The sequence below is a fragment of the Acinetobacter sp. CIP 64.7 genome, from assembly GCF_000369745.1.
Lineage (GTDB): Bacteria > Pseudomonadota > Gammaproteobacteria > Pseudomonadales > Moraxellaceae > Acinetobacter > Acinetobacter fasciculus.
The window spans coordinates 739,806-754,290 of record NZ_KB850179.1; the positions used below are offsets into that span (position 1 = coordinate 739,806).

The 14,485-nt window shown below is 43.5% G+C and carries 11 protein-coding genes; 5 read left to right on the forward strand and 6 right to left on the reverse strand.

The features are described from left to right. The first annotated feature begins 242 nt into the window (after nt 1–242). Nucleotides 243–1,475 (forward strand): transposase, encoded by a 1,233-nt coding sequence (locus F890_RS09980; protein ID WP_004730312.1) that lies wholly within the window; start codon nt 243–245, stop codon nt 1,473–1,475. A 45-nt stretch (nt 1,476–1,520) separates the two neighbouring features. On the opposite strand, the gene hemL is transcribed toward F890_RS09980, so the two are convergent. The 3 genes from hemL to F890_RS09995 all read right to left on the reverse strand — a co-directional run bounded on the left by hemL (nt 1,521) and on the right by F890_RS09995 (nt 4,645). Beyond that, nucleotides 1,521–2,822, reverse strand: coding sequence for a glutamate-1-semialdehyde 2,1-aminomutase (gene hemL, locus F890_RS09985; protein WP_004280005.1), 1,302 nt, complete (start codon nt 2,820–2,822; stop codon nt 1,521–1,523). A gap of 38 nt (nt 2,823–2,860) precedes the next feature. After that, a complete protein-coding gene (thiE, locus tag F890_RS09990) occupies nt 2,861–3,481 on the reverse strand; it encodes a thiamine phosphate synthase (RefSeq protein WP_005107266.1) in 621 nt (206 codons plus the stop codon). A 780-nt stretch (nt 3,482–4,261) separates the two neighbouring features. Beyond that, entirely contained in the window at nt 4,262–4,645 is a 384-nt protein-coding gene (locus F890_RS09995; protein ID WP_005266760.1) for an Mpo1-like protein, read from the reverse strand. Nucleotides 4,646–4,973: 328 nt separating this feature from the next. On the opposite strand from F890_RS09995, the gene F890_RS10000 reads away from it, so the two are divergent. Further along, nucleotides 4,974–6,431 (forward strand): CYTH domain-containing protein, encoded by a 1,458-nt coding sequence (locus F890_RS10000; protein WP_004280008.1) that lies wholly within the window; start codon nt 4,974–4,976, stop codon nt 6,429–6,431. A gap of 153 nt (nt 6,432–6,584) precedes the next feature. Continuing rightward, nucleotides 6,585–8,039: a CYTH and CHAD domain-containing protein gene (locus F890_RS10005; RefSeq protein ID WP_004280009.1), complete on the forward strand. Its 1,455-nt coding sequence runs from the start codon at nt 6,585–6,587 to the stop codon at nt 8,037–8,039. 22 nt (nt 8,040–8,061) lie between these two features. Here F890_RS10005 and F890_RS10010 read toward each other — a convergent pair whose 3' ends face one another. Next, nucleotides 8,062–8,694, reverse strand: coding sequence for a hypothetical protein (locus F890_RS10010; RefSeq protein WP_004280010.1), 633 nt, complete (start codon nt 8,692–8,694; stop codon nt 8,062–8,064). Between the two features lie 111 nt (nt 8,695–8,805). Between F890_RS10010 and F890_RS10015 the strand changes: the two genes are divergently transcribed. Both F890_RS10015 and F890_RS10020 read left to right on the forward strand, forming a co-directional pair. Next, on the forward strand, nt 8,806–9,207 hold the full coding sequence (locus F890_RS10015) for a DUF3144 domain-containing protein (protein WP_004280011.1): 402 nt from the start codon (nt 8,806–8,808) through the stop codon (nt 9,205–9,207). 118 nt (nt 9,208–9,325) lie between these two features. Then, nucleotides 9,326–10,390 (forward strand): amidohydrolase family protein, encoded by a 1,065-nt coding sequence (locus tag F890_RS10020; protein ID WP_005266770.1) that lies wholly within the window; start codon nt 9,326–9,328, stop codon nt 10,388–10,390. A gap of 333 nt (nt 10,391–10,723) precedes the next feature. On the opposite strand, the gene F890_RS10025 is transcribed toward F890_RS10020, so the two are convergent. Next, nucleotides 10,724–13,495: a M16 family metallopeptidase gene (locus F890_RS10025; RefSeq protein WP_004280015.1), complete on the reverse strand. Its 2,772-nt coding sequence runs from the start codon at nt 13,493–13,495 to the stop codon at nt 10,724–10,726. Between the two features lie 143 nt (nt 13,496–13,638). Then, complete coding sequence (locus tag F890_RS10030) at nt 13,639–14,460, reverse strand: PhzF family phenazine biosynthesis protein (RefSeq protein ID WP_004280017.1); 822 nt, start codon at nt 14,458–14,460, stop codon at nt 13,639–13,641. Nucleotides 14,461–14,485 lie beyond the last annotated feature (25 nt).

The following is a 14,485-nucleotide window of genomic DNA, read 5'->3' on the forward strand; positions in this document are numbered from 1 at the left end:
AAATGATCTCTAATTTTAAATGTAATTCCCCCTAAGCCTGAGCCATATATAGCGCAAGAATACTGGAGGAAGTCTTTAAATTTTCATTTCTATTCGATAGATGAAAGCCCTCTCCTTTAAGGCATAGGTATCTACACAATTCCTGAACTTTGCGTTAAATTGAAGAGCATGCTCTTCAATTTAACATCTCTGGCCTGGATCAGCGTCTTGTCAAGCGCTATAACAGCCTTGTAAAGCTCAATATGAACCCTCTTGCTTCACTTGCTCCGGCAATCAAAGACCTGGCTTCTGCCCAAAAGTCGAGTTTCGCAACCACACAAGCGGTCTGGCGATTCCTGAATAATGACAAAATCTCTTTTAGTCAGTTAAACCAGCCAATTGAACATCTTGCATGTGAACAGATCAAGGCATCACCGCATCAATATGCATTGATTGTTCATGACTGGTCTCAGCTACAGTATGTGAAACACCATCATAAAATTCAGCGCCTGCAAAGAACCCATCAATATGATTCAGGCTATGAATTGCAAAGCAGTCTGCTGGTTGATGCAGCCTCGGGACTACCTATTGCGCCACTGGCGCAGACACTATCAGATGCCTCAGGCTGCTATTCCACATTCAGTCAACACTCTGCTGGGCGCAAATCTCATCTAGATTCACTTACCGAACAAATCAAAGTGATTGAACAATATCCCATTGAGAAAACATGTGTTCATATCATTGATCGTGAAGGTGACTCCATTGCCCACCTAAGGGAAATGAGCAGCCAGGGTTTTAAATGGCTGATTCGGGCGAAAGAAGGCCATCGAATTGAGCATCAGGGCAAAACATGCAAAGTTGCAGAAGCCGCAGAACGAGTAGAAACGCAGCAGGTCCAGCCGATTGCCTATAAAGGAAACCGGCATATGTTGCATGTGGGAGAAACTGCTATCCGGATAACACGTGCAGCAAAACCGAAGAGAAATGACGATTCAGGCCAACGGGTTGCTCCCCAGCCAGGGAGTGCGATTGAAGCCAGATTAATTGTTGCCGTAGTGAAAGATGATCAGGATAAGACCGTCGCAAGATGGTCACTAATCAGCAATGTTCCATCAGAGATTACTACGGTAGAGATGACGACCTGGTATTACTGGCGCTGGACAATTGAATGCTATTTCAAGCTGCTCAAGCAGGCAGGTCATGATATTGAAGCATGGCTTCAGACCAGACCTGAAGCCATTTTAAGGCGGTTACTGATTAGCTGTATGGCTTGTGTTTTAACTTGGCGAATCCAGCGTTCTGAAGATGAACACCATCAGAAAATTCGTGTATTTCTCACCCGTCTTTCAGGTCGGCAGCAGAAAAGAGGTAGGTTGGAAAGTGCACCTGCCTTATTGGCAGGGCTTTCGATTTTACTGAACACTCTTCAACTGCTCTCGGAATATTCAATAGATGAACTCAATGAGATAGCCACAATGGCATTAGGTATCTCATAGATGTGTAGATACCTATGCCTTCTAGGAGAGGGTTTGGGAGAGGTATTACGCTTTCATCTCAGCAAAAGTTTCTTTAGCCGCTTGAATCGTGTAAGCAATATCTTCATCACTATGCGCAGCAGAAATAAATCCTGCTTCAAAAGCAGATGGTGCAAGGTTTACGCCACGATTTAACATGCCATGGAAGAATTTACGGAACGCATCGACATCGCATTTCAGCATAGAGTCGAAGCTAGTAATATCTTCCTGATCGGTAAAGTAAAGACCAAACATACCGCCCACTTGTTGGGTCTTGAATGGAATGCCTGCTTCATCAGCAGCAGTTTGTAAACCGGCGAGCAATTTTTCGAGTTGTGCGGTTAATTTTTCATAAAAACCTTCGGTACGTAAATGCTTGAACATCTCGATACCGGCACGCATTGCCAGTGGATTACCCGACAATGTACCTGCTTGGTATACCTTACCCAGTGGTGCAATACATTCCATCACTTCACGCTTACCACCAAAAGCGCCCACTGGCAGACCTGCACCAATGATTTTACCTAAAGTGGTTAAATCCGGAGTAACGCCATAATGTGCTTGCGCACCACCCAAACCGACACGGAAACCGGTCATTACTTCATCAATGATAAACACTGAACCATGTTCATCACAGACATCACGAATCGCTTGCAGGAAACCGTCAATTGGTTTCACCAAGTTCATGTTGCCTGCGACTGGCTCAACAATCACGCCGGCAATTTCCGAACCAAATTTGGCAAAGCATTCTTTTAAAGTCGCGATGTCGTTATATGGAAGTGTCAGCGTATGTTTTGCAAAATCCGCTGGCACGCCTGCCGACGTCGCTTCCCCTTCACCACTGGTCAATAAACCTGAACCGGCTTTTACCAATAATGAATCCGAATGACCGTGATAACAGCCTTCAAATTTTACAATCTTGTCACGGCCAGTATAACCACGCGCTAAACGAATCGCGGTCATGGTCGCTTCTGTACCTGAGTTGGTCATACGAACCAGCTCAATCGATGGCATGATCTCGCAGATAATGTCTGCCAGTGTGGTTTCATGAACTGTGGGCGCACCAAAGCTCAAACCGTCTACTGCGGCATCCTGAACCGCTTTAATAATCGCTGGATGCGCATGACCCAAAATCATCGGCCCCCATGAACCTACATAGTCCACATAACGTTTGCCATCGACATCATACAGATACGCACCTTGGGCTTTTTCGATAAAGACCGGCGTCCCACCGACACTATTAAATGCGCGTACAGGTGAATTGACGCCACCCGGGATATGTTTATTGGCTTGTTTGAACAATTGTTCTTGCTTTGGAGATAAGCTCATGAAGGCACTCGACTCAAAATTAAATCAATCAAAAAATTTTATGCTGTAGCTTGAAAAAGCGCAGACCATTCATCTAAACGTTCAGGAATGGCATTCATAGGAAGTCCCAATATATCACTAATCACCGCGCAATAATCCGCACCTGACTCAATGACATCCTTTGAATTTTCAACCGTTAAACCACCAATGGCACAGAGAGGCACGTTCAATTTTTCTTTGGCCAGTTTTAAGGTTTCAAGACCAATATTACCCGCTTCAGGTTTACTATCAGTCGCATAAATTGCTCCAAATGCCACATAATTCGCACCATCGGCAATGGCCTGTTTAGCCAGCTCAAGTGAGTTATTACAGCTACGGCCAATCAACACGCCTTTAGGCAAACGCGCAACAGCGTCGACAATCGAACCATCATCCTGGCCTAAATGCACACCCACGCCGTATTTAACCGCCATTTCCAGATCATCGTTAATCACGAAAGGTACGCCATATTCAGCACACATGGCTTTCATGTACTCGATTTCGTAAATTTGATCTTCTTTCGCCACTTTTTTACGGCGATATTGCAAGACCGCAACACCACCATTGGCCATTGCACCTTCCAACTTCGCTAATAAAAGCTCTAATGGATCATCATTGGTAATTAAATATAAACCGCGCATCTTGCTCGCCACTTGCTAGGATGGCTCTATTATAGGCATAACTCGGTTTAATTGCCGCCATCTTGCTGTTTCTAAGACTGGGCAGCAACAGATTTGCAGTTTTTTAGCGCAATTTGTCAATTAAATCTCAAATATCACCATTTTCAGGGATATACGGACTTTCAAATCTGCGTTTTAATCGCCTTATAACAATAATTATAACGTGTTAATGCTTACGCCCTCCGACAAACGCTTTTAGGATTTTGCAGATAACTTGGTGGAGAAGTTGCAAAATTCTAAGAGCGATTTTTTTGTCTTTTTTTCGCCTGGCTCAAGCGTACTCAAATTAATTAATATTAAAAATACCCATTTTCAGGGATAGCCCAATCGGCGCGAAGCGTCTTAAATAGCCTTAGACACAGAAAATAAACAGAAAAATAAATACCTGTGTTTGTAATACCCGATCCTTTCTGGTTTTGAGTCATTCGTTTGTGGGAAAACGTTTCAAAGCCAGAAAGGATCTTTTACTTTCAGCACAAATCCACATGAATTCTTCTATGAATATTTACACAATAGCATGAGCAAAATCTTGAACATTTATTGGTAGCAAACAGGCATAAAAAAAGCCCGGAGAAGGTCGCTCCAGGCTTGGAAAACTGATGTATTAATTAAAATATAATAGTTGATCAAAAAACCTAATCTGCAATACCATAATTATTAGAATAATAATTCTAGACTTGCAAGGCTTTTATCGAAATTTCATGCTTTAAGTGGGCACATTCCGATAAAAGTCATTCTGGCTTAACGGGAAATTTTATCGTATTTAAGGTCGATCAGACTGATATTACCACGCAGGACATCGGCAAACATGCGCCAGTCCGAGATAAAGCTATATACAGGCTGTTTGAAGCTGGCTGGTTTATTGCGCTCAAAGATAAAATGACCGACCCAGGCACAAGCATAGCCCGAGAGTAAACCATAGGCAAAATATCGCGGCTTGCCTTGACGAATGGCTTTAGCAAAACAGTATAAACCGATGCTACTGCCGGCCACGTGCAGACGGCGGCTGATGATATGCCGATGTTCGGTCAAATAGAAGCGATAAAATTCATGATAATTCTTAATCGGCATCTGGGTCTGAACCACCACCTCATTCTTACTTTCTGGTTGTACTTGTACATTCATCTGTCATCATCCTGACGTTTTTGTTTTACCTTAGCGTATATTTTGGCCAAATAACAGCCTTTTGATTCGCGCTTCAATGTATCTTGCACATCCCCGTGAACGCCTAAATCCGATCGTTTTAGCCTAAAATGAACCTATGAAATCTAAGTTTCAAACTTCTGTTTAAGCTTTTTATGCTCAGTCAAGTCTTACATGCATTTTGATTTTGGTTACAATCTGCTGCGCACAAATCTAAAAATATAATTGCGGCTGCTGTCCGCCTCATTTCAAAACCTTATTCAAGTGAAGATTCAGTGCTTAATTGCACTGAACAGATAGGATGATCATCATGGTTGAAGTTGAACTCAAGTTCCAGATTCCTGCGGCAAGACGCACTGCGCTGCTCAAGGCACTTGATCCGAAAAAGTCTCAACAGATCCAGCTTCAAGCCAAATATTATGATACTGCCGACCGCCAACTGGCCCGGCATGGGGTGGCACTACGTCAGCGTCTGGAAGGTACACGTTGGGTTCAAACCCTAAAAGCGGCCGGAAAAAGCCATATCGAACGCTTTGAACATAATCATGATCTAGGGAAATTAACTGCATCTCCTGAACTGGATTTAGATATTTATAAGGAATTTCCAGAAGCCGGGACAATTCTCAGCAATGCGCTCGGTAATCAGTTCGACCAGCTACAACTCCAGTTTGAAACCGATATTTCCCGCACGTTAAGGGTAATTGACTATGAAGATACCCAGATCGAAGTCAGCCTGGATATTGGACAGATCCGTACTCAGCATGCCGAGCAAGAAGTACATGAAGTCGAGTTCGAACTAAAAAATGGTTCAATTCAACATCTGCTGGCCTTTAGTTTTGAATGGGTCAAGAAATACCAGCTCTGGCTCGATGTACGCAGCAAGGCAGAAATAGGCAATTTATTGGCCACTTCACAGCGCGTTAGCCCTGCGACTCTCAGCAAAGAATTTCAGATCAGCAAAAAAGACAGCGCCAGTAAAACCATGTGCAGTCTGATTGCGCAGCAGATGCAGCATTTATTGCCGAATATCGCGGCGATTGCAGCACAGGTCGCAGAGCAGGAACATATTGATCAGGCACGACTGGCACTAGACCACTTATATCTGACCTTGCTGCTGTTCAAAGACTGGCATCCTCAGCTTTCGGACAAATGGGCACATCAACTGGCGGCCTTTAAGCAGCAATTTGAACATCTGCAACATTTGCAACACATGCAAAACAGCTTGGCCGGCTTCCTGCAAAATCCAACCACGGCAGAAAATCTGAGCAAAGATATTCTGTATGCGCAGGAGAAACTCGGCAATCTGGTCAAGTCTACCCAGAATGTGCATCATTATCTGGAATTACTGATGTTCAGCTTAAATGAAAATGAGCATGCTTCCCTGGATCTGAAAACCGCTGCGCAAACTACCTTGCAACAGCAATATAAAGCCTTGCAGGAACAAATGAATCAGACGGATATCACTGATTTTGAAAGTCTGGATCAATTGTCGGGCCGGATTCAGGAACTGAAATTCAGCTTTCCGATTTTAACCACGATCTATGATGTCAAAAATTTGCAGAAATACAGCAAAGCGCTGAACGATGCTCAACTGGCAGCCAGTGAATATCAAACTTTGGCCTCTTCTGCAGTTTATATTCAGCAGACCGAGCTGGAAGCAAGTGACTGGTTTGTGCTGGGTTGGCTGACCGCCAAGCAGGAAGTCTATGCGCAAAAACTGCTTGAAGCGACCGAACAGTTCCTGGTCAGTCGTAAATTCCTGAAATAAACATATTGAAATAAAAATATTGAAATAAATATCACAAGAAAAACTCAAAGCACGCCTTCTATGGCGTGCTTTTTGTTGCAGAAGCACATCACACCCCTGCCGATCTTTGGGCTATATTAATCTGTAAAACCAACATCGCGGAGGAATGACCCGATGGCAGAAATAGAACTCAAATTTCAGATTCCGCCACAGTCTCGTGTGCAATTTGAACAGGACATTCAGAAACTTCAGCCGACTCGGCATCGCCTGTGTGCACGCTATTTTGATACTGAAGCACAGCAATTACAACAACATCAGATTGCCCTGCGGCAACGTCTGGAAGACCAGCAATGGATTCAAACCCTGAAAGCAGCGACCGAACAACAATTTGAACGTTTTGAACTTGAGCATGAATTAAAAAGTCCTCCGGAACATTGTGATTTTCAGTTATATCGCAAACATAAACCGGCAAAAAAAATTCTGAAACAGGCGATCGGTGATCTGGAGACACCACTTATTCTGCAATTTGAAACAGATGTCGTACGGTATGTACTCACAGAAAGTCATCTGGACAGCCAGATTGAGATTGCTTTTGATGTCGGAGAAATTCGGCACAATGATCAAGCCATCGATATTTATGAGGTCGAATTTGAGCTTAAATCCGGCCAGCTGAGTGAATTGATTGATTTCATTCAGCCCTGGGTTCAGCGTTATGCTTTGTGGCTGGATACACGGAGCAAATCGGAACGCGGTTTTGCCTTATTACATGGTGAAGAGAGTCTACCGGTTCAGCATCAGCTTCCCTTAGTGCTTGAGCAGAAAGATCAGATCAGTACGATTTTGCAAAAGATTGTCGTCAATTGTTTGGCTCATCTTTTCCCAAATGCGACGGCGATTGCTGCCGAAAATTATAATAGTGATCATGTGCATCAGGCACGTGTTGCGATTCGACGTTTGCGCAGTGCTTTTAAAATTTTCCAGTCCGTGACTGAACATGTACAGCCAGAATGGCCGGAACAGCTACGGGATATTTTTCAGCAATTGGGTTCTACCCGAGATCGCGATGCCTTGGCAGAAAGCCTGATTCCACAACTGGAAAAAGCAGGTTCCCCCTTACTGAAATTACCGCCACACCGTCAAAAACAGCCAAATATCAGTGCGCTGTTTAGAAGTCCTGCCACAGTAGAATTAATGCTGCAACTATTCAGCTTTAGCCAAGAAAATACAGAGGGTAAAGCTAAGTCTTCGCATAAAATTTTGTGTAAAGGCCTGAGCAAGCTGCATCAGCAAATCTATCAGGATGCCGAGAACTATCAAGAACTGGATATTGAATCCCGACATCGCACACGCAAACGGGTCAAACGCTTACGCTATAACGTAGAATTCTTGCAAAGCTTATTTCCTGAAAAAGAGGTTAAAGCTTATTTAAAAGCCTTAAAACCCTTGCAGGAAAGCCTTGGGCATTATAATGACCTGTTTGTAGCAGACGAATTATTTAGACCTTATGTCAAACAACAGGCCAAGGCTTGGTTTGTGCTGGGCTGGATAAGTGCGGAACAGCAGCGTTTGTCGAGTGAAGCAGCAGAACGTTTACAGCAGTTTGCAGAAAATACCAAGCGCTTCTGGTAAGACCGGGCTTGGTCAAACTGTGCTAGCGATATTTGCCAAACACTTTCCAGGTATTATTATCTGCCAGAGGATCGTTATAACTGTCGCTGCGTTGCTTGCGTGGCTTATCGCGTGCATCGACCAGCTCAAAATGTGGTTCGACACTCAGCACGATCCCATTCACATAAAAACGGGTGCGTGTATATTCGCTCTGGCCATGCTGAAACACATAAGTGCGTAAATCCACAAATTCACGGTGTGCCACCAAAGCTGCAGTATCGTCACTATCAAGCCACTGCCGCATGGCTGCAATCTGCTCGGGTTCGAACTGGCCGCATTTTTCGATCAGGCTGGCGACCCCACGAAAAGTTTTGGATTCCTTGGCGCGGGTTTTATTAATGCGAATCCGGTCAACATGAAAATAAAACAGCGGCAAGTTTAAATGACTCGGCAGATGGATCGCATCCAAGATTTCATCTTCCATAAAAGGCTGAAACAGATCCTGTGCCCTTTCAATCAGCCCGAGCCACTGGCTATAGTATTCATCTACCTGTGACTGGCTGCCATAATAAATCGGCAAGCCTTCAACATTGGCTAGATTTGCCGGTGGCCAAATATTCTGGCGCAATAAGGCAATATCACTTTTTAGGCTTTGTACTGCAATCGCATCCTGCATGGCATTCACTTTTATATGCTTAGGCTATTTTTTAGATTAAGGCAAAGGTTTAGTTTCTGCAAGGCTTTGCCTATAATTAACGATTGAGATTTTAGTGTTAGGAACAAATTCATGGTTCAAAAGATTGAAGCAACCGATGTAACCGAAGAAGAAGCGTTAAATGCGGCATTCTTTGAACGTGCTGATGAATTTATTCAACAAGCCAACGAGTTTTGTCGCGTAGAAAAAGGCTCACAGGAAAAACCGAGCGATAAGCGCGGTCAAGTCAGTGCGGCGATGTTATTTGGTACTGCCCGTTTCAATACCTGGGTGGCAGCGAATAACTTTAAAGATGGGAATGAAATGCGCGATGCCAAAGATCAGGTCATGTCTTATATCTTGCAGCAATTTCAAATGATGCTGGAAGATAACTATGATGAATACTGTGAACAGTTCGAAAACTATTTACGTTTCCGTCACAATGAAGAGTTTCATGCCAACAAGCATAACCATGATCACAAGCATGATCATTGATTAAAATACGAAAAGCCCCGCGGGGCTTTTTTTATTTGCTGTCATTTATCATATTGACTTTAAAGTGATTTAAGCACTATATAAATTGAATAATAAATAAACGAAAACAAGGCATAGCATGCAGCAACTTCCCTTCCCGATCATTGACCCTCATATCCACCAATGGGATCCGTACAATACCCCACATGCGGCAGCGCTAGCGGTAAAGCTGTTCGGCAATCATCCCAAATTACTAGACAGAATGGTTCGACTGTTGAAACCCAGAGACGTCATTGAGACCATTGGCCTGACACAGCACCTGACTGCACCTTATCTGCCTGCAAATTACAAGAAAGATGCAGGACATTATGAAATAGAGCAGATTGTGCATGTTGAAGCCAGCTGGCATGACCATAAAGGTACGGGTGTGGTAAATGAAACCCGTTTTATCGCTGGGCTTCCTTTTGATCAGCACACTATCCAATTGGGTGGAATTGTCGCCACGGCGGATCCGCGGCAGAAAAATTTTAAACAGTTGATTCAATTGCATCGCAAAGCTTCTCCCAAGTTTCGGGGCATCCGTAAAATGGCTGCAGTACATCCAGATAAAGGGATTCATGCCTGGACCGATGAACCGCATCTCTATCCCAACACAGATTTCCTGAAGGGCTTTGACGAACTGGCCAGGCAAGATTTAAGCTTTGATGCCTGGGTGTACTCTACCCAGATTGCGGATGTTACTGCGCTGGCCAAAGCCTTTCCAAACACCCCTATTGTGCTGGATCATCTGGGTACGCCCGCAGGTTTATTTGGCAAAGTGAGCAAAGCTACAGGCAAGACCGAACAAGATCGCACCCAGATATTTGCAGACTGGAAAGATCAGTTGGCAGAACTGGCCGAATGCAAAAATGTATCGACCAAAATGTCTGGTCTGTTTATGCCAGTCTTGGGACATGATTTTCACACGCAGAAACGGCTGGCAAGTAAACAGGAATTAGTGGAACGTGCCGCACCCGTGATCCAGCATACTTTAGACTGTTTTGGTTCTGGGCGCGTGATGTTTGCATCCAACTTTCCAATGGACAGTGTCAGTAGCTCACTCACCAACATTATTGATGCCTTTAGCGATATTGTGCAGGACTACAATGAAAATGCCTTAAAGCCGATTTTTTATGAAAATGCTAAACGTTTTTATCGACTTTGAGTAGATGAGGACATGCTAAGTTGGATAACAGATTCCAGTCTAAATACGCCTTCAGGCAAAGGACTTTGTATTTTACTCACTATTATTTCAAGCTGGATAACGTCTTATTATTATCAAGTGGCGATCCATCATCCTTTTGATCAAGATATTGCTTTCGTTTCAACTTTGCTTGGCTGTGGAATATTGATTTTCCTTCTTATTGTATCTGTTTGGAGTCTGCTCCTATCTATCCTTGCAAGCTTAACTGGAGGGATTGTTTTTAGCCATAGAGCAACCTAAAGCATAAAACTAAAATAAAAAAATCCCCTCACTTGAGGGGATTTTTTATCAACACTATGATGTTTTAACTTGCTTACCGTACTGATCAGCCATCACTTCCACCAGCTGGTCCGGCTTGATGTATTTTTTGATCATGGCATCAATATCGGCTTTGCTCAGTTGAGCAATCGCCTGATCACGTTTTTCCCGGTAAACCAGATTACGGTCTTTTTCCAGCTGTGGAATCAACATAGTGTGAATACGGCGATCATCTTCGAGTGCAGTTAAACGCTGTTTCAAGATACTGGCTTTTGCCGCTTCGACTTCCTGTTCAGTCACGCCACGTGTCAGCAGTTCATTGAGTACCTTATGCACTGCCTGAGAAACCTGTGCGGATTTTCCAGCCGTATAATTGGCACTAATCATCATGGCGCCCACATCTGCCCATTCATCGAGTTGCACATCTGCACTAAAACCATAGACTAGGGCATTTTTCTCGCGTAGCTCTTGTGCCAGTCGTGACGATAACTGTGAATCACCCAGAATATATCGAAATACCTGTAATGCAGGTGCATCGGCATGATCTGCGCCGACCGGCATGCTCATGAATGCCTCATAACTCCCGAATTCACGCTGCTCAGACAACGCATGAATTTTCTGGGCTGGATAGCTTCGATATTCCGATTTCAGACGCTCATAAGGCTGTGTAGCTTTCCAGTCTGAGAAACTGTTTTTCAGCGTTTTTTGCATCGATTTTGGATTAAACTCACCTGTGACCGCGATTTGTGCATGCTGGGTTTTTAAAAACTGCTGATACAGTGCCATAACCTGTTCGCGAGTCGCTTTCTGATACTGTTTTTTGGCCAGTTCAGGCTCGAAATGGAAACGCAGATCGCCAGGCTGATAGATCTCGAGAGTTCGCGCTATCGTCAAGCTCGACACGGTATCTGGTTCAGTGTAAGGACGATCCAGACTGGATAAAGTTTGACTCTTGATCAAGTCAAACTGGCTTTGCTCAAATGCCGGCGTTTTCAGTACATCAACCACATACTGGAAAAACTCTTCAAACTTTTCTTTTTTGGCGCTGATCTGCAAGGTCAGGCCATTGCCGGATGCACTGGCAGTCGCCGAACCGCCTACTTCAATAATTTTATCGGCAATCTGCTGCAAGCTTTGGGTTTTCGATGAGCGCAACATTAAATAAGCGGTCAGATCAAGAATCTCGCCTTTATTCATCAGACTTTGAGCGCTACCAAAATCCAGTGAAATTGTGGCATAGACTTTATCATCGCGTGTAGTCGTCGGAAACAGCGCGTATTTAATGCCATTTTTCAACTTGCCACGCTGAATCTGTTTGTCTTTACTATGCAAATACTGTTTGGACTGCTGTATATATTGTTTTACTTCAGCCTGATAGACACTGACATCTTTCAGAGGCTCTTCTGTTTCGGCCTGCTGATCCAGAGTTTTTGCCGGTGCTTCTGTCTGTGCCAGTTCCTGCGCTTTCTTCTGATCTTCCGGGGTAGGTAAAATATTGCCAGAAATACGGTATTCAGGTTTTAAAAAACTCTTATAGACCTGATTGACCTGATTCACACTCAGGCTTTGAATTGAATTCAGATCTTTAAAATACTGGCTCCAGTCACCTGAATACGCCACTGCATAATCGCTTAAACGTGAACCCAAAGCAGTCGCACTGTTTTTAATATTGTCGGCCTGATTTCGGGTCAGATTTTTAGCCCGGTTTAATTCTGCTTCGGTAAATGGCTGACTCTGTTCTACGCCTTGAATCAGTCCCTGCTCTATCGCTTGTGCCTGATGATTCGGAGCATAGATTGCTCCCATAAACACCAGATTAAAGTCTTTATCCAGCCAGGTACTGGATTGCACCGCTGTTGACTTCCCAGTTTCCACCATATTCTGATAGAGATGTCCACTTGGCTGCAAAGTATAGAGCGTTGGCGAAACAGCCAAAGCCGTTTTAATGCTTTCTTCGGATTGATTCAAATAAAGATTAAACTTGGCCAGATCACTGCCTTTCTTTACTGTAAATTCACGCTGTTTGATTTGCTCTGGTTTAAGCGCTGGGACTTTCACTTGCGCTGGTACATTTCGGGATTGAATCGGACTGAAATGCGTATCCAGCTGTTTTAAGACTTCGGCCTTATCAAATTTGCCCGAAATGACCACAAAGGCATTATTCGGTGCATACCATTGACGGTAAAAATGGTTTAGTTCCTGCATATTGATTGATTGCAGCTCATTTAGGTCACCAATCGGCAAACGGCCTAAATACTGATTGCCATAAGCAGATTTAAACACCTGATCGATCAATACTGAAAATGGCTGATCCAGACGAATTTCACGCTCGCGTTTTACAATATCAATTTCAGTCGGTACATATTTTTCCTGAAGCACCAGCTTGTCCATGCGTTCGGCTTCGAGAAAAATGACTTCACTCAGCGCAGTTTTTTCAGGACGGATCACATTAGTATATTTGGTTGAGTAATAGTCGGTACTGGCATTGGTCATCAAGGTATATTGATCCAGTCGACGCTGGAATTCATCCCCTTTGACATTTTCTGTGCCTTTAAAGGCCAAATGTTCCAGCAGATGCGCCAGACCGCCCTTGCCTTGAGGATCATTCAGGGAGCCGGTCAGATAGACCGTATTCATAAAAACTTTATTTTCTTTATCATTCGGTGCCAGGATAATGCGCAGTCCATTATCCAGTCGGTATTCTTCAACATTTTGTTCCGTTTTCACCAAAACAGGTTGTGCAAAACTCAGTGCACTACAGCCAGACAATACAATCGCCAGACTTAAATTTTTATAACGTAGCAACATTCTTCATCCAAATTATAAATATAAATTTTTATTCGCGCCCTTCTTAGAGAATGATTCTTTTTCTGAATAATCTATTCCAAGCCGGACCATCAAAATAACATGCCGTCTCACCTGACGACATGTAGTTCTATGTAATTAAAAAATTAAAGATAAATCTCAGCCTGCATATATAGCTTGCCGTAACCGGAAATTTCAATTCGATTCTGATCTTGCAAGGCACAATATAGCACCCCACCACGCGCCGAGGCCTGATAGGCAACCAGTTCATTTTTACCAAGTTTCTCGGCCCAGAGCGGCGCAATTCCAGTGTGAATTGAACCGGTTACCGGATCTTCATTGATTCCATTACTCGGTGCAAAATAACGTGAAATACAGTCGTATTGGGTATCTTGTGAAGTAATTGCAACATCTAAATAGGTATTTTGAGCAGTAATCGCAGTACGTTTGCCATTCAACTGTTTCAACAATTCAAAATCAGGCGTTTCATCCAGCACATCCTGTACCGATTCATATTCAACAATATAGCCCTGCGCGTTCAGATAAACCTGTTTAAACGGTTTGCTCAAGGCCTGTCTTAAAGCTTCAGGATATTCAGCAACTGGCTCTGCACGACGAACTGGAAAGTTCATTCTGATCTTGCCATCTGCATCCTGATTGACTACAAAAATGCCTAAGTCTTTTACATGAAAATGAATCGTTTTCCCCGTATCAAATTGATTGAATAGTACAAAGCTGCTGGCCAATGTCGCATGACCACAAAAATCTACTTCCTTGGTTGGCGTAAACCAGCGGATGGCATAATTATCGCTATCGATAACTTTAACAAAAGCCGTTTCAGACAGATTATTTTCCAAGGCGATATTTTGCATCAGACCATCTTCGAGCCATTCATCCAGCACAATCACGGCTGCGGGATTGCCTTTAAACAGTTCTGTGGTAAACGCATCGACCTGGTACATTTTCATTTTTTGAATTCCTGAATATAACGAT